The sequence below is a fragment of the Paraburkholderia denitrificans genome (genome assembly GCF_042655705.1).
GTDB lineage: Bacteria > Pseudomonadota > Gammaproteobacteria > Burkholderiales > Burkholderiaceae > Paraburkholderia > Paraburkholderia denitrificans.
Genome location: NZ_JBHSMP010000029.1, coordinates 25,088 through 48,344, shown reverse-complemented (window position 1 = coordinate 48,344; position 23,257 = coordinate 25,088). Strand labels below are relative to the sequence as shown.

Here is a 23,257-nt window from a genome sequence, read left to right as displayed (position 1 = left end):
ATGTACTAACAAAAATTCATTGCTACCCGATATTTTTGTTAGCACAATTATCCGCACGCAAATCGAGTTCGATACCGGCAAGCGCGACAGAACACTCGCCGAACGCGGACTGGATTTCGCGCGCGCCGCCGAGGTCTTTGCTGGTCCGACTGTGACATTGCAGGACACCCGGCAGGACTACGGTGAGCCGCGGTTTATTACAGTGGGCGCGCTCGATGGCCGGATGGAAGTTCTGGCCTGGACGCAGCGTGGCGAGCGCCGTCGCATCATCAGCATGAGGAAAGCAAATGAACGTGAGCAAGCGCAATTCAACCTGGGTTGACCCGGACGACGCCCCGGAACTGACCGACGAGATCTTCGAGCACGGCGAGTGGAAGATTGGCGACAAGGCGGTTCCCCCCAAAGAGGGGAAAGCCGCACTACGCGCCGCAGTCGGACGCCCTGTCGGTAGCCACAAGACTGCCACGACCATCCGGTTTGACGATGACGTCATCGAGGCCTTCCGGGCAACCGGCAAGGGCTGGCAAACGCGCATGAACGCAGCCTTGAAGGACTGGCTCAGGACGCATTCACCGGCATAAGGCGGGGAGTGTGCCCATCAGCCGCAAGCATTCCCGGTCACAAGGTTCTTAATCTTTCGTTAAGTGTCCCTGTGTAGGATCGGAGCCTTCAATCGAAACATTCAATCGAAGCCAGCAATTAAGCACCTCCTTCTACCGGGACCGCCATGCAAGCCACCTTACGATACGACGCCGTCTCACGTTTTTTGCATTGGCTAGTCGTTGCGCTGGTCAGCGCGCAGTTCGTCGTCGGCTGGACGATGCCGGACGTGCATCGCGACACACAACCGGTCGGACTGATCGCCTGGCATCTGATTGTCGGCACCGCACTGCTGGCCGCGATGGCGTGCCGCGTTGTCTGGCGCGCGACGCATCGCCCGCCTGAAGAAGCGTCCTCGCACGCCTTGCGCGCAGTGTCCAGGCTCACGCATTTCGCTCTTTACGCGCTGCTGGTCGTCATCCCGCTGCTTGGCTGGATCAATGCTTCGTCGCGCGCCTGGAGCGTGAGCCTGCTTGGCGCTGTCCCGCTTCCCGCGCTCTCGTCCGCCGGTTCGTCGTTCGGTCATGCAATGGGCGACGTGCATGGCACGCTGGCGTGGGCACTGTTCACGTTGATCTGCCTGCATGTCGGCGCGGCCCTGCTGCATCGGTTCGTCCTTCGCGACCGTGTCCTGCAGCGGATGACACCGTGGTGACCCATTCGTGGTGGCCCGCTCGTTGTGCACCGTCGAGCGGGCCGATCCGCCAGCGACGATAGCAAACCCATACACACGATAAACACAACCAACACGATAAACAGCCGGTTGCCGATTTCACGTCCACCGCACCAGGGCCGGCGCCGAGGGACCACCTCCAGCCCGATCAAAAGCGCTCGAGGTCCAACCAGGACATGGCGCATGGAGAAATCGAGGTCTAAGATGGGGACCCGATCGCGCGCCGCGAGGTCTGCACTCACGCAGATGCCCTTTTGACGCGCGGCTGACCGGAAAGGAGGCAGCATCATGGTGAACGGCTCCGGCACTCGCTACGGTGCGATTGCGCAATTCTTCCACTGGTGTACGGCAATCCTTGTCCTCGTGGCCTTCATTTACGGGCCCGGCGGCCCCGAACAGCGCGTCTACTCGTCGGCGCACGAGTTCGACCGGCGGCTTCACGAGACGTTAGGGCTCTGCGTATTCGCGCTTGCCGTCATCCGTTTGCTGTGGCGGGCTTTCGATACGCGCCCTGCGGCTCCGGACGGTCCACGCTGGATGAGTGTGCTCGCAACCGTCGTCCAGTGGGTGCTCTATCTGCTTCTCCTTGCACTTCCGCTGACCGCCATTACCGGCGCGTGGCTCCAGGGGCATCCTCTGACGCTCGTCGCCGGAATCGAAATCTCTCCTCTGTTCGCAGCATCACATGGTGCGGGCGCAACCTTCGCATCGGTCCACGAGTGGCTCGGCGACCTGATCATGTGGCTGGCCGGACTGCACGCGCTCGCGGCGCTTTTCCACCATATCGTCCTTAAGGACGACGTCCTGACCACCATGCTGCCGCGCTGGTTTCCCACCGGGCGCACACGTTCCAGCCGATAAATCCCGCACGCCGCTCAGAACCGCTTCGAAAAGCCAACGGTCAGGCCGTGCGGAAGGATCTGGACGAACAAGGGTGTATTGATCGTAGTGGACACGTAACCCACCGCCGTGACGGCGACGGCCGAATACTCGATGGCGAGCTGGACGTTCGGGTTCCAGACGCCGCTCCGGTCGTACGCCCAGACATGATCGAAACCAGCGTGCACCGCGATGCTGACGACGCTCAACGCTGCCGGGGCGATCAGCCGTGCGCTGATGCGACTCAAGAATGCCGGTGACCTGGTGGACATGTTCACCCACCCTTTCGTTGCGCATGGCTTGTGGACCAACGATCGCCGCAACGGCTCACGCCGTAGCGGCGATTACCTGTGACCGGTGCTTGTTTGCCATGCAGGCCCGCCCGTTCGCGATGAACGCGCGCACGTTCAGGTTGTAGTGTGGGTATGCGTGCGCACAGCCGCAGAGCCGCACAGCTTGTCGCAGCAAAAAGCGGTCGCGCTGTCCTTTCGAGTGCCCGTGCCCGGGCTCCGGTGTCTTTCCTGCTCTACTGCCGACGCCTGAAGGAAAGGTTAAGCCGGCTTGACAATCTCGCGCCCATCCGACCCATAAACGCACGCTCGTTCTATATTGAACCGATCGATCCCCGGTCGTGAAATCGCGGCAGCGTGCACGCGCTCACCTACAGTCGCCTGCTCCCAGATCCGACAGGCAACACGCGCGCCTTCGCCCCCCTATTTCGGGTCGAAATTGTTAAAAAACTGCGATATTACATCCCACCATGTGAAATTTTCCGGCGGCTCGGCCCCGCCGGGCCCCGAAATCAGGCAAAATCCTCTTGTTTTCGCCGACTGTGCGCAGCCGGTGGTGTTCCCACCCCGTTTTTGGACCCCGCCAAGAAGCCGATGAGTACTCAGCAACCCACAATCGTTTACACCCTGACTGATGAAGCGCCGCTGCTCGCCACCAGCGCGTTTCTGCCCATCATCCGCACCTTCGCTGCGCCGGCCGGCGTGAACGTCGAGACCAGCGATATTTCGGTGGCGACCCGTATTCTCGGAGAGTTCCCCGAATTCCTGACGCAAGAACAGCGCGTGCCGGACAATCTGGCCGAGCTCGGCCGTCTGACGCAGCTGCCGGACACGAACATCATCAAGCTGCCGAACATCAGCGCATCGGTGCCGCAGCTCATCGCCGCGATCAAGGAGCTGCAGGGCAAGGGCTACAAGATCCCCGACTATCCGGAAGATCCGAAGAACGACGAAGAGAAGGCGATCCAGAAGCGCTACTCGAAGTGCCTCGGCAGCGCGGTGAACCCGGTGCTGCGCGAAGGCAACTCGGACCGCCGCGCGCCGGCCGCCGTCAAGAACTACGCGCGGAAACACCCGCACAGCATGGGCGAGTGGAGCATGGCTTCGCGCACCCACGTCGCGCACATGAAGCACGGCGACTTCTATCACGGCGAAAAGTCGATCACGATCGACAAGGCGCGTGAAGTCCGCATGGAACTCGTCACGAAGAGCGGCGAGACGATCGTGCTGAAGCCGAAGCTCTCGCTGCTCGACGGCGAGATCATCGACAGCATGTTCATGAGCAAGAAGGCCCTGGTGGCGTTCTACGAAGAGCAGATGGAAGACGCGCGCAAGACCGGCATCATGCTCTCGCTGCACGTGAAGGCCACCATGATGAAGGTTTCGCACCCCATCGTGTTCGGCCACGCGGTCAAGGTGTTCTACAAGGACGCGTTCGCGAAGCACGCCAAGCTCTTCGAAGAACTCGGCGTGAACGTCAATAACGGCATGGTCGATCTGTACACGAAGATCGAAACGCTGCCGGAATCGAAGCGCGAAGAAGTGATCCGCGACCTGCACGCGTGCCACGAGCACCGTCCGTCGCTCGCGATGGTCGACTCGGCCAAGGGCATCTCGAACCTGCACGCGCCGAACGACGTGATCGTCGACGCCTCGATGCCCGCGATGATCCGCGCCGGCGGCAAGATGTGGGGCGCCGACGGCCGTCCGGCCGACACGAAGTGCCTGATTCCCGAAAGCACGTTCGCGCGCATCTACCAGGAAATCATCAACTTCTGCAAGACCAACGGCGCCTTCGATCCGAAGACGATGGGCACGGTGCCGAACGTCGGCCTGATGGCGCAGAAGGCCGAAGAGTACGGCTCGCACGACAAGACCTTCGAAATCACGCAAGACGGCACGGCGCGCGTCGTCGACAACGCCACGGGCGAAGTCATCGAAGCGCTCACGCAGGAAGTCGAGCAAGGCGACATCTGGCGCACGTGCCTCGTGAAGGACGCGCCGATCCGCGACTGGGTCAAGCTCGCCGTCGCGCGCGCGAAGAACTCGGGCATGCCGGTCGTGTTCTGGCTCGACCCGTATCGTCCGCACGAAAACGAGTTGATCAAAAAGGTCGAGACGTACCTGAAGGATTACGACCTGACCGGCCTTGACATCCACATCATGTCGCAGGTCCGCGCAATGCGTTACACGCTCGAGCGCGTGATCCGCGGTCTCGACACGATCTCGGCCACCGGCAATATCCTGCGCGACTACCTGACCGACCTGTTCCCGATCATGGAACTCGGCACGAGCGCGAAGATGCTGTCGATCGTTCCGCTGATGGCGGGCGGCGGCATGTACGAGACGGGCGCGGGCGGTTCGGCGCCGAAGCATGTCCAGCAGCTGGTTCAGGAAGACCACCTGCGCTGGGATTCGCTCGGCGAATTCCTCGCGCTGGCCGTGTCGCTGGAAGACCTCGGCATCAAGACGAACAACGCGAAGGCGAAGCTGCTCGCGAAGACGCTCGACGCCGCCACCGGCAAGCTGCTCGACAACAGCAAGGGTCCGTCGCCGAAGACCGGCGAGCTGGACAACCGCGGCAGCCAGTTCTACCTGGCGATGTACTGGGCGCAAGAGCTGGCCGCGCAGAAGGACGAGCCGGAACTGGCCGCTCACTTCGCACCGCTCGCGAAGGCGCTGGCCGACAACGAAGCGGCCATCGTCGCGGAATTTGCGGCCGTGCAGGGCAAGCCGGTCGATATCGGCGGCTACTACCAGCCGGACGTCGCGAAGCTCACCGCTGTGATGCGTCCGAGCAAGACGTTCAACGCTGCGCTCGAAGCGGCTGCGAAGTAAGCATCGTTCGTAGCGGGGACCGCGCAAGCGGCCCTCGCTTCATCGAAACGTGCAAAACGCCCTTGCGGTTTTAACTGCAAGGGCGTGTTCTTTTACGCGCTGTTCTCTTATGCGCGTGAGTTGTGCCGTGCGATGCGTGCAGCTAGATCGCTTCGCTCGCGGACACCTGATGCCGCGCGCTCAGCTTGAACGGCGGCACGAACAGCAAGGACACGACCACGGCCAGCGCAATCGCCATCAGCGCGAGAAACGTCAGGTGCAGCGACTGATGCAGCGCGAGCCGGATCGACAGATCGCCCGCCACGTGCCCGCCCGGCGCGTCGAGCACGTGGCGCAGCGCATCGGCACTGCCGGCCGGAAGATACGGCGTATGGCGCAGCCCGAAATTGAGCACTGCGCCGAACAACGTCGCGCCCAGCGTGCTGCCCAGATTGCGCGAGAAAAGGTTCGACGCCGTGGCGCTGCCGCGCGCCGAAGGACTGACGATCTCCTGGATCAGCACGAGCGAGCACACGCTCGACGTGCCCATGCCCAGCCCCATCACGAGCGAGCCGACCCCCGCCACCACCGGCGAGCTGTGCGGATTGAGCAACAAGAACGCGATGGCGCCGAGCGGCATGAAGAAGCTCCCGCCGATCAGCACGCGGCGCAGCCCGACACGGTGGAACGTGCGCGCGGCGAGCGTCGCGCCCGCCGGCCAGCCGACCATCATCATGGTCAGCGCCAGCCCCGCCACCACGGGCGAGCGTTCGAGCACGCCCTGGACGTACATCGGCAGGAAGGTCGTGAGCCCCATCAGCACCATCCCGCAGAAGAGCGTCGCGGCATTGGCCGCGGCGATGGGCCGGTGTGTCCACAGCGCAAACGAGATCATGGGCTCCGCGGCGCACCGCTCCTGCCACACGAAAAGCGCCCCGCACACCAGAAAGAGCGCGAATTCGAGCATCGCGCGCAAATTCGCGGCGGCGCCCGCGTCGGTGAGCGCCGTCATCAGTGCGCCGATTGCAACGGTGAAGAGCGCAGCGCCCGCAAGATCGATGGACGGCCGCGTATGACGCTCGTACTCGTGCAGAAATGCGATGAATCCCGCTGCGGACACAATGCCGATCGGCACGTTCATCCAGAAGATCCACGACCACGAGAACGCGTGAATGATGAATCCGCCCGCAATCGGGCCGAGCACGGCCGAGATCGCCCACACGCTCGCGATCCAGCCCTGTACCTTGCCGCGCTCGTGAACCGGAAAGAGATCGCCGACGATGGTGACCGTAATCGGCTGGATCGCGCCCGCGCCTATGCCCTGAATCAGACGAAAAACGATCATCGCGGCCATCGACCCGGCGTAACCGGCGAGCACCGAGCCGAGCAGGAAGATCGCGATGCCCGCGAGCACGACGGGTTTGCGCCCGTAAAGATCGGCGAGCTTGCCGAACACCACCGTCATGGCGGTCTGCGCGAGCAGGAACGACGAGAACACCCAGCTATAAAGGCGCAGGCCGCCGAGTTGCGTGACGATCTGCGGCATCGCCGTGGAAACGATGGTGGCTTCGATCGCCACCATGGCGCTAGCGGCCATGACGGACGCGACAACGAGCGGACGAGAGGTTTTCGGATGCGGTGACATGGGTGAATTCGTGAGAAAGCGAGCCGACCGCCGCGCATGCGCAAGCACGCTGCCTCACCACGCTATTGCGACGGGTGGCCGCACGGCCGGAAGCGCGATTATGGCCTGTTTGCGGCCCGCGCGCCGATGGCCGACACTGCAGGAGCTACGCGCGCATCGCGGTATTCGTTTTCGCTTCGAAGGTGGCGCGCCGACCGGCGTGGACGGGCAACCCATATCAGGCAACCTCAATCCGTTTTCCGATGTGGCACTCGCCGGAATCGGAATTGCGTGAGCGCACTCATTTAATGAGGAATACGAATATGGCGCCCGATATTGACGCTTGCTTCACTAATCGCATTCGTACCAGAGCGCGCATCAGCTTAAGGTTTTCTTCATATTCGATCGTTATGATCGGTCCACGGTTTGCGCACGACCTCATCCTTGCGAAGTTGCACGGCAATCATCCTGAAGGTCATCCGCAGGCGTCTCGCAAGAATCAAGCATCTCGCAACGCAATCGCCAGCCGGCACGCCCGCCTCGCGGGTTCGCAGCAACGCACCGCGGTGCTCTTCGAGCACGGTCCGCGGCGCGCCTGTTTGTTCGTTCGTGCCCGATTCAATCGGCAGATATGCGATCCGGCGCTATACTGGTGCGCCTATGCGAATCCGGTCACGTTAGACGCCCAAGCGTCATACCAGCGTCAATGCTGACCCCTATACTCCCGGCCGGTTCGCGACACGCGTCACGGGGGCATTCCTCACATGAAATGGTTGCATCTGCAGGTTTCGTTCCACGGCAGCGCCGGTTTCGCTGTCCGGGCCAGTTTTGCTCAACGCCGTACACTCTGCCGGCGCGACGCATGATGAACGTCACGCGCGCGAGAAAACGCAAGGGACAGGCAGGCGCTGCGCGCGTGGCCTTGTTGATCGCACCCGTCGCCGCACTCGCGCTTTGGGCTGTGTCACCGCTCTCACTCCTGCAATTGGCGCAGCCGCTACTCAAGCTGCTCGCGTTCGTCTTCGCGGCGGCGGCGGTGCTCGGTATCGCCTACTGCTGCGTCGCGAGCGTGATGGTGCGCCGCTTCTTCGCGCAGCCCTGCCATGAGCCGGTCCAGTGCCCCAGCGTCACCGTCGTGAAGCCGCTGCACGGCGACGAGTGGAATCTCATCAGCAACCTCACCACCTTTTTCGAGCAGGACTACACGGGTCCCGTGCAGTACCTGTTCGGCGTTCACGACGCAGGCGATGCCGCGCTGCAAGCCGTCGAGGCGCTGCGCGCGCGCTACCCGCAGGCACACATTACCGTCGTGGCGGATTCGCGCCTCTACGGCCCGAATCGAAAGATCGCCAATCTCGTCAACATGCTCGAACGCGCCGAACACGACGTGCTGTGTTTCGCGGACAGCGACGTCACCGTCGAGCGCAGCTATCTGCGCCATGTCGTCGGCGCGCTGGAGCAGCCGGGCGTGGGGCTTGTCACCTGCGTCTATCGCGGTCTGTGCGCGCCGGGCTTCTGGCCGCGCGCCGCGGCGGCGTTGACGAATTACCAGTTCCTGCCGGGCGTCGTGACCGGACTCGCCATCGGGCTCGCCCGGCCCTGCTTCGGCCAGACGATTGCGATGACGCGCGCGACGCTCGAGCGCATTGGCGGGCTCGTGCAGTTCGCGCATCATCTCGCCGAAGATCACGCCCTTGGCGAAGCCGTGCGGCGCACAGGCGCGAGCGTGGCCATTCCGCCGTTCACGGTGCAGCATGCGTGCGTGGAAACCACCTTTGCGAAGCTCTTCACGCACGAGCTGCGCTGGAGCCGCACGATCCGGGCCGCCGATCGCTCCGGCCATCTGAGTTCGACGCTGATGCATCCGTTCGCGCTCGCGCTGGTCGCCGTACTGGCCTCGGGCGGCGCACCCGCCGCCGCTGCGCTCGCCCTGGCCGCGCTGCTCGCGCGCGCCGCGCTCAAATGGCAGACGGACCGCGCAATCGGCGAACGCTGCCGCGGATTGTGGCTGCTGCCGATGTGGGATATCGTGCAGTTCATGATTTTCGCCGCCAGCTTCTGGTCTTCGCGCGTGGTCTGGCGCGGCTTCAGTTTCAGCGTGGACGGCAACGGTCTGCTCTCGCCGCTGCACGACGACTGAGCGACGACCGGGCGAAGACTGACCGACGAATGAACACCACACGCGTGGCGGAACTGCACTCATGAAACACCTTGGACGCGCGGCGGCCCTGCTTGGCCTCGCAATCGCCGCCTGGCTCGTCTGGCGCGACCACCCCGAAACGATCTTCCGCCTTCTGCAAGGCGCGGGCGCGGGCCTCCTGCTCGCCGCGGCGGCGCACCTTCTGCCGATGCTCGCCAACGCCTGGGACTGGCGCACGCTGATCCGCCCCACGCAGCGCCCCACCTTCCTGACGATGCTGCGGCTCGTGTGGATCCGCGAATCGATCAACTCGCTCCTGCCCGTTGCGCGCATCGGCGGCGAACTGGTTTCCTTCCGGCTGCTCGGCCGCCTCGGCGTACGGCCCGCAACGGCGGCGGCGAGCCTCGTCGTCGACATGCAGCTCTCGCTCATCAGCCAGTTCGTGTTCGCGCTCGTGGCAGTCGGCTTTCTGCTCGAACAGGCAACGTCGGATACGGCGCGCGTGGCCGGACAGATCGCGTGGGGCATTGCAGCGCTCGCGCCCGTCCTGCTGCTGTTCGCGCTCGTTCAGCATGCGAAGCCATTCGAGCGCGCCGCGCGCACGCTCAATCGCGTCACGAGCGGCAAGGTTTATGAACTCGTCGGCAAATCCACGCGGATCGACCAGTCGGTCAAGCTCATCTGGCGGCAGACCGGCGTCATCGTGCGTTATGTGCTGATCTGGCAGACGCTGCAGTGCCTCGGTTACGCACTCGAAATCTGGATTGCGCTGTACGTCCTCGGCGCGAATCCGACCTTCGCGCAGGCCTTCGTGATCGAAGCGCTGATCCAGATCGTGAGCAGCGTCGCGTTTCTGGTGCCGGGCGGCCTGGGCGTTCAGGAGGGCGGCTTCGTGCTGATCGGCGGGCTGATGGGTTTCGATGCGCCGACCTGTCTCGCGCTCGCCGGTACGCGACGCGTCCGCGATCTGCTGTTTTACGTGCCCGGCCTTCTCGCCTGGCAGTTCGCCGAATCCGCTCCGCGACGTGCAAAGGCCCATGCACGCACGCGCGTGGACATGAGCGGCGCAAGCAGCGAACGCGCGCCATAATCCCCCCCCGCGCCACGTCGGCCCCGCCAGCGCCGCGCGACGGCGCCCCGCGCGACCCAAACTCGAAAAACGCACAAATAGTGGGATCGCGCGCTGCATACAGGTGACACAGCGGGCGACATAACGGGCGGCATACGGGCGACGTATCGGCGATTACCTTAGGTTGAGCCTGGGCTGGCTTCAGTCGTAGAATCGTCATACATCGGTTGTGGAGACCCTGGCAGTGCCCGGCATCAGGCTGCGATTGCAGCCTTAGATGTCGGCCATGCCCGAAGAACCGATATCCGACGTTTTTTCGACCCACTCCTCCCGACCAGGCCACCTGCTGCCGGGAATTTGTCGTGAAAACCGCGCCATGATCCCGCTCATTTCCGTTAGCAGGCTCAGCAAGCGCTTTCCGGGCGTTAGAGCGCTTCACGAAGTCCAGTTCGACCTGGTGGCGGGCGAAGTCCATGCGCTGATGGGTGAAAACGGCGCGGGCAAATCGACGCTCATGAAAATCCTCGCGGGCGTCTACACCCGCGATTCAGGCGAAATCCTCTACGACGGCCAGCCCGTCGCCTTCCTCAGTCCGCGCGAAGCACAATCCGCTGGCATCGGCATCATTCATCAGGAACTCCAACTGATGAATCACCTGAGCGTCGCGCAAAACATGTTCATCGGCCGCGAGCCGCGCGGCCGTCTGGGCGTGTTCCTCGATGAAGAAAAACTCAACGAACAGGCGCGCGACATCCTCGCGCGCATGCACGTCAAGATCGATCCGCGCGCAATTGTCGGCACGCTCACGGTCGCGAAACAGCAGATGGTCGAAATCGCCAAGGCGCTGTCCTTCGATTCGCGCGTGCTGATCATGGACGAACCGACCTCGGCGCTCAACGACGCCGAGATCGCCGAGCTTTTCCGCATCATCCGGCAACTGAAGAGCCGCGGCGTCGGCGTCATCTACATCTCGCACAAGATGGATGAGCTCAAGCAGATCTCCGACCGCGTCACCGTGCTGCGCGACGGCGAATACGTGGCGACGGTGGACGCGCAGGCCACGAGCATCGACACGATCATCAGCATGATGGTCGGACGAAAGCTGTCCGATGCCCCCTCTGTCCACGGTGGTGACAGCAAGGGCGATATCGCGCTCGAAGTGAAGCATCTGAATGCCGGTCCGCTCGTGAAAGACGTGAGCTTCGCCCTGCACAAAGGCGAGATTCTCGGCTTCGCCGGTCTCATGGGCGCAGGCCGCACCGAGGTCGCGCGCGCGGTGTTCGGCGCCGATCCGGTCGATTCCGGCGAAACCCTCGTGGGCGGCGTGAAGGTGACGATCAAGCGTCCGAGCGATGCGGTGGCGCGCGGGATCGGCTATCTCTCCGAAGACCGCAAGCATTTCGGCCTCGCGACCGGCATGGACGTCGAATCGAACATCGTGATGTCCAACCTCGGCAAATTCCTGTCGTTCAATTTTTTCCTGCGCCGCGCGCAGATCCGCAAGACCGCTGCGCACTTCATCAAACTGCTCGCGATCCGCACGCCCGCGGCGACCCAACAGGTGCGCCTGCTCTCGGGCGGCAATCAGCAAAAAATCGTCATTGCGAAGTGGCTCGAACGCGATTGCGACGTTCTCTTTTTCGACGAGCCGACGCGCGGCATCGATGTCGGCGCCAAGAGCGAAATCTACAAGCTGCTGCGCGCGCTCGCCGCTCAGGGCAAAGCCATCGTGATGATCTCGTCCGAATTACCGGAAATCCTGCGCATGAGCGACCGCATCGTCGTGATGTGCGAGGGGCGCATTACCGGCGAACTCGACGCGAAGGACGCGACGCAGGAGCGCATCATGCAGCTGGCCACACAGCGCGATACCTTAAAAGCAGCGTGATCTTCTAAAGGTCCACTTCATGACACTGCGATCGGATACTTCGGTACTGGCGAACAAGGAACGGCCGTCCGGCCTCAAATCGCGCCTCTTCGCACCGGCCACGGTGCAGAAGATGCTCGCCTTCGTGAGCCTGATCCTGCTGCTGGTGTTTTTCAGCTTCGCCTCGTCCGCCTTCATGCAGGTGGACAACATGCTCGGCATTCTGCAGGCGACAGCCGTCAACGGCGTGCTCGCCATCGCGTGCACGTTCGTCATCATCACGGGCGGCATCGACTTGTCGGTCGGCACGCTGATGACCTTCACCGCTGTCATTTGCGGCGTGTTTCTCACTTACTGGCATTTGCCGATGTGGACCGGCGTGCTGGCCGCCATCGGAACCGGCGCGCTGTGCGGAATCGTTTCGGGCACGCTGACCGCGAAAATGAAAATACCGCCGTTCATCGCGACGCTCGGCATGATGATGCTGCTAAAAGGTCTGTCGCTCGTCGTCTCGTCCGACCAGCCGATCTATTTCAACGACACCGAAAACTTCTACAGAATTTCGCAGGATTCGCTGATCGGTTATCTCGTGCCGAGCCTGCCGATTCCGAATGCGGTGCTGATCCTCTTTGCGCTTGCGATCCTGAGTTCGGTCATCCTCAATCGCACGGCGCTCGGCCGCTATACGTTCGCGCTCGGCAGCAACGAAGAAGCGGTACGCCTGTCCGGCGTGAATGTCGATCGCTGGAAGATCGCCATCTACGGACTCGGCGGAGCGATCTGCGGCGTGGCCGGCCTGCTGATCGCGTCGCGCCTGAATTCGGCGCAGCCCGCGCTCGGCCAGGGTTACGAGCTTGAGGCGATTGCTGCCGTCGTGATCGGCGGCACGTCGCTGAGCGGCGGCGCGGGCACGATTCTCGGCACCATCATCGGTGCGTTCATCATGAGCGTGCTGACCAACGGACTTCGCATCCTGTCCGTCGCGCAGGAATGGCAGATCGTGGTGACCGGTCTCATCATCATTCTCGCGGTCTACGCCGACATTCTGCGGCGCAAGAAGCTCTGACGCTCCATCGGACGATCACTGGAGAAGAACGGGAGCACCAAGGCACGAAAGTACGAACGCGCTCCCCATCGGCAGAAGGTTGATGTCCCACTCAAAGAGGAGAACCCCCATGTTGAAACGGAGACTTGTCGGTGTCGTGGTTGGCGTAGGCGCACTCGTTGGCGGCACGATGCTCGCGCGCGCGGACGAACCTTATATTCCGCTCATCTCGAAGGGCTTCCAGCACCAGTTCTGGCAGGCCGTCAAATCGGGCGCCGAACAGTCGGCGAAGGAGCACAACGTCAGGATCAGCTTCGAAGGCCCCGAAACCGAGGCCATGGTCGACAAGCAGATCGACATGCTCTCCGCCGCGCTCGCGAAGAAGCCCCAGGCGCTCGGCATCGCCGCGCTCGACAGCAAGGCGGCGATTCCGCTTCTGAAGCGCGCGCAGGCCGACAAGATCCCCGTGATCGCGTTCGACTCCGGCGTCGACAGCGACATTCCGCTGACGACCTGCTCGACGGATAACCTCGCCGCCGCCGCACTTGCCGCCGACAAGATGGCCGAGGCCATCGGCAATTCCGGCGAAGTCGCGCTGATCGTGCACGACCAGACGAGCCTCACCGGCATCGGCCGCCGCGACGGTTTCCTGAATCAGATGAAAGCCAAACATCCGAACATCAAAATCGTTTCCGTGCAATATGGCGGCGGCGACCATTTGAAATCGGCGGAAATCGCCAAAGCGATGATTCTGGCCAACCCCAATTTAAAGGGCATTTTCGCCTCCAATGAAGGTTCGGCGGACGGCGCGGCCATCGGCGTCAAGGAGTCCGGAAAGAAGATCGTCCTGGTCGGCTTCGACTCCGGCAAGGAACAGAAAGACGACATCACCTCGGGCCTGATGCTCGGCGCCATTACGCAGAACCCGGTGGGCATCGGCAAGTGCGTCGTCGATTCCGCCGTGAAGGCGCTCAAGGGCGAGAAACTGCCCAGGAAGATCGACACGGGCTTCTTCTGGTACGACAAGAGCAACATGAACGATCCGAAGATCGCCGCAGTGCTCTACGACTGATCCACAGCGAGCACGGCACGACCAATCAGGAAGGGCTACTGCCCTTCCCTTTTCTTTTTATCCCCGCGCACCGCGTAGAGCGGTATGGCGCATGTGATAGCACGTCACAGTAGCGGCCCGTCCAGCGGTCCTCACTCCGGAGCGTGACCCGATGACCACGATCACCAAGCTGTCCGTCAAGGACATCCGGTTTCCAACGTCGCGTTCGCTCGACGGCTCGGACGCGATGAATGCCGCGCCCGATTATTCGGCAACTTACGTGACGCTCGAAACCGATTCGCCGACGCCGCTTACCGGCCACGGGCTCACCTTCACGATCGGGCGCGGCAACGAAATCTGCGTGTGCGCCGCGCACGCGCTCGCCCCGCTCGTCGTCGGCAAAAAACTCGACGACATCGCGGCGGACATGGGCGCCTTCTGGCACGCACTGACCTCGGATAGCCAGTTGCGATGGATCGGCCCCGACAAGGGCGCGATGCATCTGGCGACGGCGGCTGTCGTGAACGCCGCTTGGGATCTGTGGGCGAAATCGCAGGGTAAACCGGTGTGGAAACTGCTCGTCGACATGAGTCCGGAAGAACTCGTGCGTTGCCTCGATTTTCGCTACGTCACCGATGCGATCACACCACACGAGGCCATCGCTCTGCTGCATCGCCATGCGAAGACGCGCAGCGTGCGCGAAGCGGAAATGCTCGCGCATGGCTATCCGGCGTATACGACCTCGGCGGGCTGGCTCGGCTACGACGACGACAAGATCCGCCGGCTCGCACGCGAAGGTGTCGCGAACGGCTGGACGCACTTCAAGCAGAAGGTGGGCGGCAATATCGAAGAGGATGCGCGGCGTGCGCGCATTCTGCGTGAGGAGATCGGCGACAACCTCAAGCTCATGATGGACGCCAACCAGGTGTGGGACGTGGAAGAGGCCGTGGCCAACATGCGGCGCCTCGCGCAATTCGACCCGTGGTGGATCGAGGAGCCCACGAGCCCCGACGATATCCTCGGCCACGCCGCCATCCGCGAGCGTATCCGGCCCATCGGCGTCGCCACCGGCGAGCATTGCCAGAACCGCGTGATGTTCAAGCAACTGCTGCAGGCAAAGGCAATCGACTTCTGCCAGATCGACAGTTGCCGCTTGGGCGGTCTGAATGAAGTGATCGTCGTGCTGCTCATGGCCGCGAAATTCGGCGTGCCCGTGTGTCCGCATGCGGGCGGCGTCGGGCTCTGCGAATATGTGCAGCACATCTCGCTCTTCGACTATATCTGCGTGTCGGCTTCGCTCGCAAACCGCGTGCTCGAATACGTCGATCATCTGCACGAGCATTTCGTCGATCCGGTCGTGATCCGCAATGGACATTACATGCCGCCGCAACGCGCGGGCTACAGCATCGAAATGCATGCGGCTTCGCTCGATCAGTACGCGTTTCCCGATGGTCCCGCGTGGCGGCCGTGAGTGCTGGCGTGATTGCGCTGCGGCGGGCGCGACCACTCTGACAACGCGTAGCGCGAAGCCGCGCTAGTATGCGAGTCGTCGGTCTCGCGCGGCCCATACCGCGTGCAGCGCCACCCCTCGATACCTGGGCGAACGAAATGAGCAACGTCGCGTTTTTTCATACTCTGCTCGTCCTCATCGTCGGCGCCGGCGCGCTGACGTGGCTCGCCGAGCGTCTCGCCATCGCGCCCGCTGTCGTGCTGCTGCTCGGCGGCTCGGCCATCGCGCTGACCGGCGGCCCCGCGCCCGATATCGACCCGAATCTCCTGCTCGCAGCGGTGCTGCCGCCGCTGCTCATGTCGAGTTCGTTCTACACCGCGTGGAAGGACTTCCGGCGCGAAATCGGCACGATCTCCTCGCTCGTGCTGGGCGCCGTGGTGTTCACGACCGTCGCCGTGGCGGTTGCCGTGCGCGCGGTCGAGCCCACGCTGCCGTGGGCCGCGTGCTTCGCGCTCGGTGCGATTGTCTCGCCGCCCGACGCAGTGGCCGCAAAAGCGATGCTCCAGCGCTTTCCGCTGCCGGGGCGGCTCGTCACCGTGCTCGAAGGCGAGAGCCTCGTCAACGATGCGTCAGGTCTGCTGCTCTATCAGATGGCCATTGCCGCAGCGCTCGCCGGACAATTCACGGTGCCGCGCGCCCTCGCAGTGTTCTCGATGCTGACCGTGATCGGCGTGGCCGTCGGCATCGCGTGCGGATACGGCATGACGTGGCTCATCAAGCGTCTTCGCGAACCGATGCTCAGCATCATGCTGACGTTCGTGATGGCGTGGGCAAGCTATGCGATCGCCGAGAAACTGGACGGCTCGGGTGTGCTCGCGGTCGTGTCCTGCGGACTCGTGCTCGGCATCCACCAGCATCAGGCGTTCGATGCGCCCATGCGCGTCAAGGCGGAGGCCTCCTGGGAAGTCATCGTGTTCGTGCTCGACGCGCTGGTGTTCATCCTCATCGGCCTCGCGCTGCACGGCATCCTCTCGCGCATGCATGCGCAGAACGCGCTGTTCGCGTCGGGCCTCGGCGTCGCGCTCGCCGCCACCGCGGCCGCGATCGTGGCGCGCCTCGCGTGGGTAGGCCTCGCAATCTGGCTGCCGTCGAAGCTCGCGGCGCGCCACCGCAAGGCGGTGCGCGCGTGGCGCTTCGACGAAGCCGTCGTGCTCGGCTGGGCGGGCATGCGCGGCGTGGTGAGCCTCGCGGCCGCGCTCGCGCTGCCGGTAAATTTTCCGGGGCGCGACACGATCATCTTCAGCACGTTCATCGTGATCTTCGCCACGCTCGTCGTTCAGGGTCTCTCGCTTGCGCCACTGATCCGGCTGCTGCGTTTGCGTCCCTTGCAGCGTACGACGATGTCCGAATTCGAAGCGCGTTCGCACGCGTTTCACGCGGCCCTGATCAAGCTGGAAAAAATTGCAAAAACGGCGCCGAGGGAAGAATGCGAGAGCATTGAACGCATGCTCGACGAATACCGCGTTCGCGTGCACTCCAATGAACGCGCGCATATGTCCGGCGCCGAGCACGTGGAACGGCGCGCGAAGTTGTTGCGTCTGGAACTCGAACTGGTGTCGAAATCGCGCGAAGCGCTGCTCGGCCTGCACGACAACAACCGCATCCAGGACAGCGTGCTGCACCGGATAGAAGCCGAACTCGATCTCGAAGAGTTCAGGCTTCAGCGTCTCCTCGAACCGTGAGCGGCACGGGCAAGCACTCACTCATGCACCCCGTCACGCGGTTTCGACTCCCGCGAAGCCTTTGCACTTCACGGGAGTCGTTGCATCGAATCCTGCATCCACCGGCCTTTGAGTCTGCTCCGGTTCGGCGGACGCGACCGGCTTCATCGCGACGGCATGTCCTTCAATAGCGCGAGTCCTTCGGCTTGCCGCCGTTCGGCCAGTCGCGGAGCTTCGGTGCGAAGTCCGCGCGCGGCTGCGTCGTGAAGTAGGCTGCGACGTCGACAGCATCCTGGTCGCTCAATCCGCCTTGCGCCAGCGGGAACTGGTTGCGCGCGCCGACCGGCATGTTGTTCTTCACGAAGGCCGCGGCCGTATAGAGCCGCGCCATCCCCGCGCCGATGTTGAACGACTGGTCGCCCCACAGCGGCGGATAGATGGACTCGCCGTCCGCTCGCTTCGCGCCTTCGCCGTTCGCGCCGTGACACGACGCGCATTGCGCCGAATACACGTCCTTGCCGTGCGCGAGATTCGGCTGGAGGCTGCTGTCGATCTTGCCCGCGCCGCGCCCCGCGATCTTGTCTTTCATGCGATAGCCGCCCTTCATCCAGTCGAAGTACGCGACCATCGCCTTCATGTCGGCTGAATCGACGGGCAGCGCCTTGCCGTTCATCGAGCGCAGGAAGCAGCCGTTGATGCGATCGGCCAGCGAGATGACCTTACCGGCGCGCGACGCGTAGCTCGGGAACTGTGCCGACAGGCCGACGAACGGCGAGGCAAACGCCACCGTCCCGGAATTCAGGTGGCAGCTCACGCAGTTCAGCGAATCGCCGACATGATCCGGCAGCAGCGCCTTCGTCTGCATGTTCAACCGCATGCCGCGCACAAGCTGCGCCGCGTTCGGCTCGTCGAGCATCGCGGCGAAGCGCGGCGTCCTGAAGGCCGGCGTGCGTGCCGGGCTCGTGACGACCTGGCTGCGCAGCTTGCCGACCTGCGACGCGGTGATCGCATCGGCATGGCCGCCCCAGCTATGGCGCACGAACGTCAGGATGTCGGCCAGTTCCCGATCGGACAACTGGTCGAAAGCCGGCATCGTGTAGGCACGCGGATAGGTCGCGGTCTGCGCCGACGTCCAGCCAGTCAGCGCGACGTGAATCAGCGAATCGGCATTGGCCGACAGCACGGCCGGATTAGCCGGGAGCGGCGGGAACACCGACGAAAAACCGCGTCCGTCCGTCTGGTGGCAGGAAGCGCAGAACTGCGCGTATCCGAGTCCGCCTTTCGACGTGAAGAGCGCGGCGGGTTCTGCCACCGCCGTGGTGGCTGCCGCTGCCGTCTGCGCGACGGCTGGACGCGCATCCGCGCCGCCCGGCAGCGACTTCATGTAGACGGCCATCGCCTTCAGGTCGGCGTCGCTCAGGTACTGCGTGCTGTGATGAACCACGTCGGTCATGCCGCCCGCCGCCGACGTATAGCGGTTTTGCCCGGTCTTGAGCAGCGTAACGAGGTCATCCTCCGTCCACAGATTGCGCAGATTGATCGCGTGCCACGACTCGACCGTCGAGCCCGAGAGAAAGAGGCTGCCTTTGGCGCCCGCATCGGACATCGCCTTTTCCTGGAAGCCGATGCCGCGCGGCGTGTGGCACGCGCCGCAGTGACCGAGGCTCTGCATCAGATAGGCGCCGCGATTCCAGTCCGCGTTGCGGGCCGGATTGGGCGTGAAGGGCGTGTCGTCGAGGAAGGCCTGGTTCCAGAAGGCGAGCGTCCAGCGCATGTTGAACGGCCACTTGATGCCGAGCGGCCGGTTGGCCTGCGAGACGGGCGGAACGCCCTGTTTCAGGTAGGCGTACAGCGCATGCATGTCCTCGTCACTGATCTTCGCGTACGACGGATAGGGCATCGCGGGATAGAGGTTGTGCCCGTCGGCGGCGACGCCCTTGCGCATGACGCGTTCAAACTCGGCGAAGGTGTAGCGGCCGATGCCGGTTGTCGCGTCGGGCGTGATGTTGGTCGAATAGACCGCGCCAAACGGCGTGGTCAGCGCGAGGCCGCCGGCCATCGGCTTGCCGCCGGGCGCCGTGTGGCACGCGACACAATCGCCCGCGCGGGCAACGTAGGCGCCGCGCACGACCGCGTTGGCGTCGGCGGGAGCGGCCGGAGCGGTGGCGGCCAGTGCAACGTGTCCAAGCATCGCCAGTGCCGTAAAGACCCAACCCTGAAGCTTTCCATGTCGCCGGGTGAGCCCGTTCATCAATCGATGATTCATGGTGTGAGAGGTTGTTGTTGTTGGACGGCCGAAACGCTCAATTGCCTTGTCCTGCAACGGCTGACGCATCGGGTCGATGGTGTGAACCGACAATAAAGTTTGACACAGGCAATCCCCGAGAATCAGTCGCTTATCCGCGTGCTTGAACACTCACTGGCGAAATAGAGTTTGACACTTCGGCTTCTCCACGCATAAAGCCATCGCCCTTGCGTCAATAGTGTTTGACACAACGCAAGCCGCGACGCCGATTGACCCACCTCCATTTCCCCGCCGGTTCTTCAGGCTGATTTTGACGCTCGAATTCGCGAGCACGGCTTCGATAGATTTTTTGCTCGCATTCTGATGGGAAGTGGTGCCGTCGCACGCGTGGCACCCGTCGCGCGCATCGCGTCCGCCTGCGTTATACCCTCACCCAGCACAACTCACGCGGTGCGGTTGGTTTCCTCTTTATGTACCATCATCGACCCGGGTATCGCTGTCGGTCCCAAACAGGCTAGCGAACGCTTCCCCCTGGGAACCCGGGACCTCAACTGGCAGTGTGGTCTGGGCGTGGTCGCGCAACCATGAGAAGCGATGCCATCCATCGGTGAAGCCTGGTGAGCCGTCAGCATCGAGGCACGCAACCGACATGTACAAAACAGGAACTGGCACCGCAGGCGCATGCCCGATTCGGGCGTACCGGTCACCACCTCCTACGCCGTTCTTCCCCGTACAGCTATCTGTCGTGGACCACGCAGTGTCGAGCATGGCAACGGATATCCAGACTACTTCATCCGGTTCGCGATGGGCGGGACAGTAACTCCGCCGCCATTCGAATTCACCCATCTCCCTGGAAGCCCCCTAAGCACTGATCGCCACAGCAGTCGATTTGCTGCCGCACCGAATGCGTCGGGGAATAACGATGCAACTGGGGTACCGTCAACGTCTTGCGAATACAAGAACAACAAGCAGCACGGCGATGAGTACGGCAAGCCATTTCACCAGGACGACCAGACTTCCCACTCTCTCATCAAGCGTGCGAACCGCCTCGAGTTCCTGAATGCCGCTGCGGCCAGGCCGCGCGTTATCGGTACTTGGGCGTACACCATCAGGATCGCAAAGCCTGATCGCAGCCTGCTCGAATGCCATATGAGTCACATATCCTGTCGCGACTTCGGGCAAACCGGTTGTGATGACGCTGTCCGGTCGGAGAAACACGCACGCGTCACCGTGTGCATTTGCAGCTTCCGGCGTGAGCAGATAAAGATTCTTCAGCGACAGCCCGAGCTTGACGTCCGTGAGACGCGCAGCATCGATGCCCTCGATGAGGCCCTGCATGCTGCTCGCCGGAATGTGGAACGATGCCCACCACCGTCCGGTCTCCTGCATCTCATGATCGGCAGCGTTGTAGCCAAGTCTGGCCGTACCGAGCGGAATGTCGGAGAACGTGATGCCCAATATATCCTGCCATTCGCGAAGGCCCCGATGATCCCCTTCAGTAAGTTCCCGGGCCGCAAACGTAACGCTGACGGCGCGCTGCCTGGTCCAGGGCTCTCCGATCACACACAGATATCCGTCGTCCAGATGCGCAGTCCCCTGTACGTAGCTAGTCAGGACCGGCTGCCTCTCCTCCCCGGTGGGTTCCGCCTGCCGCACTATCCGGAGGTCCTGGAGCGTCAACCAGATCGATCGGGCGGCCTCGTACTGCGTACGCACGCCGTCGCTCGTTGTGCTCGCAACCGTATCGCACCCGCACCCGGAAATACGACGCCCGATGGCCGGTGTATCGCCGTCGCGCATTCGAGACTCTGCCTGGGTGCTGTCTCGCAGTTCATCCTCCGCATGCTGGATTGCCTCGTGCACCGGCGGCGGATTCCCGGCGTTGGAATCGATCCGATCCAGAATGTCCTTGTGAGGAACGTCTCTATCGGCAATACGGCCGCGTTCTCGCAGATGCTGACGAATCTCAACCAGCAATTCACCTGGATCGGCCAGGCGACGCAATGTCGGACGCAATGCATGATCGCGTGTGCCCCTCGGAAGCGGCTTGCCCCTCTGGTCGCCGTGAACCGATTCAGACTGGCTCGAGACCTTGATAAACGCCGGCATCAGGTGGGCGAGAAAGTTGCCGTACGGAGAAAGCAGTGGCAGAAACAGCACGGCCAGGACGACGTTGAACAGCGTGTGGAAGTCCGCGACCACACGTCCGTTGTCGGCCTCGATGGTTACCATGAATATTCCGATCGGCCCGAGAGCGGCAAGCACCAGAGTGGCCCCGATCAGCAGGATAAGAAGGTTGCCCATCTGAAGCCGCCTCGATGCAGGATCGTCTGGATCTGCCGATTCGAGCACCGGCTTGATCGCTGCGCCCAGATTCGCACCGACCACCAGTGCGAATGCGGCATTCGGCGGCACGACGTTCTTGGCGCAGAGGGACGCGACCAGCAACACGGCAGCAAGGTTTGAGTCCGCTGCCCAGCTAAGGCTTGCAGCGAGCAGCACATCCACCAGCGGGACAGTCGACGCGGCACCCAGCAGCATGCGTAGGCTGGGCGCGTCTTCGTAGTCGGTCATGAGATCGAGCAGCTCGTGCATCGCAAACAGCATTACGCCCAGTCCGATGAACGCGCGACCCAGATCATGAGCCCTCGTATTCGATGTCTTTCGAAACATGGGCATACCGACCAGTATCAGTGTCGGCGAGACGGCCGGTACGTCGAACGACAGCGCCTGCACAATCAACGTCGCACCGATGTTCGTCCCCAGCAAGATGGCCAACGCCGGAACAAGTTCAGCGCGACCTGCCGCAGCAAGACCGGCTAGCATCGAGCCCGTTGCTGTACCGCTTTGCAATACGGCCCCCGCACCCACACCGGCAACTAATGCTTGCCCCCGATTGCGCAGGGAGTGCGCGAGTAGCGACTGAAGCCCCGCGCCGAAAGCCCGCCGCGTGCCCGTCTGAACCATCTGCGTGCCCAGTAGCAAAAGCGCGATGGAGCCTGCCAGATCAATCAGCGTAAATGTCGTCGGCATGCGCGTGCTCCCGTTGTGCCGTCGTGCCGCCGGTTTTCCTGAAACGCTCGGGCGTGTCGCCGCCCTCCATGTTCACAAGCGCTGCTGACGCTCGGGATCAACACACACCATTATCCAAAGGATTTTGGTGGAATTCGTGTGCGAGTGTACAGTCAGTTGCGTCCAGAGGGCGGAAGTGCGAATCATTCGCGCGAAGCGGGCTGGTGATGCGGGCGTGCGTTGCTAGCCGCAGCTTTTGTGTCGCAGACCGTCGATCAAACAACGTCCAGTGGAAAAGCCCCCCATCGGCGCGCCTGCGTCGTTGCCACTCGTGCGCCCCATTCTCTTCTCCGTGTCGCGCAATGACGTGAAACTAAAACGGGCGTGCCTGCCTACGTGGTCGTCACAATAACCAGATCCCGAGTCAGTAGTTCAACTTGTCAGAATCGGTCCAGATCGTATTGCGCCGCAGCACTGACTTTGATTTCGAGTCCGAGGTCATCATAGACGCGTTTCATTTGGCGCCACCGGAAAACGCCCGCCCAGCCAGTTTTTCCCAAGGCTTACTTGTGCGCGGAAACGGCGCTCCTGATGAGATATGGGAAGCCTCTGGCGATCAACGGGCCTCGCAATAGCTGCATACGCGTGCGCCGATCTCGTTGATCCGCCTTTTGGCACTATGTTTGCGATACGTAGCGGGGCTCAATTCCGCTCGTGACTGAAGAGGTCGTCTACAATCTTTCGCGCCGCGCTGTATCCACCCATAAGCGCGTC

General features: G+C 63.0%; 17 protein-coding genes. 13 read left to right on the top strand and 4 right to left on the bottom strand.

The window, feature by feature from the left end:
* Positions 1 to 19 precede the first annotated feature (19 nt).
* The 4 genes from ACFPTO_RS20275 to ACFPTO_RS20260 all read left to right on the top strand — a co-directional run bounded on the left by ACFPTO_RS20275 (position 20) and on the right by ACFPTO_RS20260 (position 2,134).
* Positions 20 to 322, top strand: a complete 303-nt coding sequence (locus ACFPTO_RS20275) for a BrnT family toxin (protein ID WP_377714140.1) — start codon at positions 20 to 22, stop codon at positions 320 to 322.
* Positions 288 to 581 (top strand): BrnA antitoxin family protein, encoded by a 294-nt coding sequence (locus ACFPTO_RS20270; protein WP_377714138.1) that lies wholly within the window; start codon positions 288 to 290, stop codon positions 579 to 581. The genes ACFPTO_RS20275 and ACFPTO_RS20270 overlap by 35 nt, the downstream gene beginning before the upstream one ends.
* Before the next feature lie 146 nt (positions 582 to 727).
* The gene (locus ACFPTO_RS20265; protein WP_377714136.1) at positions 728 to 1,255 is read left to right on the top strand and encodes a cytochrome b; all 528 of its coding nucleotides are present in this window, start codon (positions 728 to 730) and stop codon (positions 1,253 to 1,255) included.
* A 306-nt stretch (positions 1,256 to 1,561) separates the two neighbouring features.
* Complete coding sequence (locus ACFPTO_RS20260) at positions 1,562 to 2,134, top strand: cytochrome b (protein ID WP_377714134.1); 573 nt, start codon at positions 1,562 to 1,564, stop codon at positions 2,132 to 2,134.
* 14 nt (positions 2,135 to 2,148) lie between these two features.
* Here the strand turns inward: ACFPTO_RS20260 and ACFPTO_RS20255 are convergent, their stop codons facing one another.
* Positions 2,149 to 2,400: a hypothetical protein gene (locus tag ACFPTO_RS20255; RefSeq protein ID WP_377714132.1), complete on the bottom strand. Its 252-nt coding sequence runs from the start codon at positions 2,398 to 2,400 to the stop codon at positions 2,149 to 2,151.
* A 636-nt stretch (positions 2,401 to 3,036) separates the two neighbouring features.
* Here ACFPTO_RS20255 and ACFPTO_RS20250 point away from each other — a divergent pair.
* Positions 3,037 to 5,280 (top strand): NADP-dependent isocitrate dehydrogenase, encoded by a 2,244-nt coding sequence (locus ACFPTO_RS20250; protein WP_377714130.1) that lies wholly within the window; start codon positions 3,037 to 3,039, stop codon positions 5,278 to 5,280.
* A gap of 142 nt (positions 5,281 to 5,422) precedes the next feature.
* Here ACFPTO_RS20250 and ACFPTO_RS20245 read toward each other — a convergent pair whose 3' ends face one another.
* Positions 5,423 to 6,904 carry an MDR family MFS transporter gene (locus ACFPTO_RS20245; RefSeq protein WP_377714128.1) on the bottom strand — a complete coding sequence of 494 codons (1,482 nt, stop codon included), beginning with the start codon at positions 6,902 to 6,904 and terminating at the stop codon, positions 5,423 to 5,425.
* 302 nt (positions 6,905 to 7,206) lie between these two features.
* Between ACFPTO_RS20245 and ACFPTO_RS20240 the strand changes: the two genes are divergently transcribed.
* The 8 genes from ACFPTO_RS20240 (at position 7,207) to ACFPTO_RS20205 (ending at position 17,247) form a co-directional block, all read left to right on the top strand.
* On the top strand, positions 7,207 to 7,596 hold the full coding sequence (locus ACFPTO_RS20240; RefSeq protein WP_377714126.1) for a hypothetical protein: 390 nt from the start codon (positions 7,207 to 7,209) through the stop codon (positions 7,594 to 7,596).
* Between the two features lie 149 nt (positions 7,597 to 7,745).
* A complete protein-coding gene (gene hpnI / locus ACFPTO_RS20235) occupies positions 7,746 to 9,023 on the top strand; it encodes a bacteriohopanetetrol glucosamine biosynthesis glycosyltransferase HpnI (RefSeq protein ID WP_377714124.1) in 1,278 nt (425 codons plus the stop codon).
* 61 nt (positions 9,024 to 9,084) lie between these two features.
* Positions 9,085 to 10,113: a lysylphosphatidylglycerol synthase domain-containing protein gene (locus tag ACFPTO_RS20230; RefSeq protein WP_377714122.1), complete on the top strand. Its 1,029-nt coding sequence runs from the start codon at positions 9,085 to 9,087 to the stop codon at positions 10,111 to 10,113.
* A 355-nt stretch (positions 10,114 to 10,468) separates the two neighbouring features.
* Entirely contained in the window at positions 10,469 to 11,980 is a 1,512-nt protein-coding gene (locus ACFPTO_RS20225; protein WP_377714120.1) for a sugar ABC transporter ATP-binding protein, read from the top strand.
* 19 nt (positions 11,981 to 11,999) lie between these two features.
* Positions 12,000 to 13,025, top strand: coding sequence for an ABC transporter permease (locus tag ACFPTO_RS20220; protein WP_377714118.1), 1,026 nt, complete (start codon positions 12,000 to 12,002; stop codon positions 13,023 to 13,025).
* Positions 13,026 to 13,134: 109 nt separating this feature from the next.
* Positions 13,135 to 14,076, top strand: coding sequence for an ABC transporter substrate-binding protein (locus ACFPTO_RS20215; protein ID WP_377714116.1), 942 nt, complete (start codon positions 13,135 to 13,137; stop codon positions 14,074 to 14,076).
* Between the two features lie 151 nt (positions 14,077 to 14,227).
* The gene (locus tag ACFPTO_RS20210) at positions 14,228 to 15,526 is read left to right on the top strand and encodes an L-fuconate dehydratase (protein ID WP_377714114.1); all 1,299 of its coding nucleotides are present in this window, start codon (positions 14,228 to 14,230) and stop codon (positions 15,524 to 15,526) included.
* 137 nt (positions 15,527 to 15,663) lie between these two features.
* Positions 15,664 to 17,247 carry a Na+/H+ antiporter gene (locus tag ACFPTO_RS20205; RefSeq protein WP_377714112.1) on the top strand — a complete coding sequence of 528 codons (1,584 nt, stop codon included), beginning with the start codon at positions 15,664 to 15,666 and terminating at the stop codon, positions 17,245 to 17,247.
* A gap of 163 nt (positions 17,248 to 17,410) precedes the next feature.
* Here the strand turns inward: ACFPTO_RS20205 and ACFPTO_RS20200 are convergent, their stop codons facing one another.
* The gene (locus ACFPTO_RS20200; protein WP_377714110.1) at positions 17,411 to 19,417 is read right to left on the bottom strand and encodes a c-type cytochrome; all 2,007 of its coding nucleotides are present in this window, start codon (positions 19,415 to 19,417) and stop codon (positions 17,411 to 17,413) included.
* Between the two features lie 993 nt (positions 19,418 to 20,410).
* On the bottom strand, positions 20,411 to 22,504 hold the full coding sequence (locus tag ACFPTO_RS20195; protein WP_377714108.1) for a Na/Pi cotransporter family protein: 2,094 nt from the start codon (positions 22,502 to 22,504) through the stop codon (positions 20,411 to 20,413).
* Positions 22,505 to 23,257 lie beyond the last annotated feature (753 nt).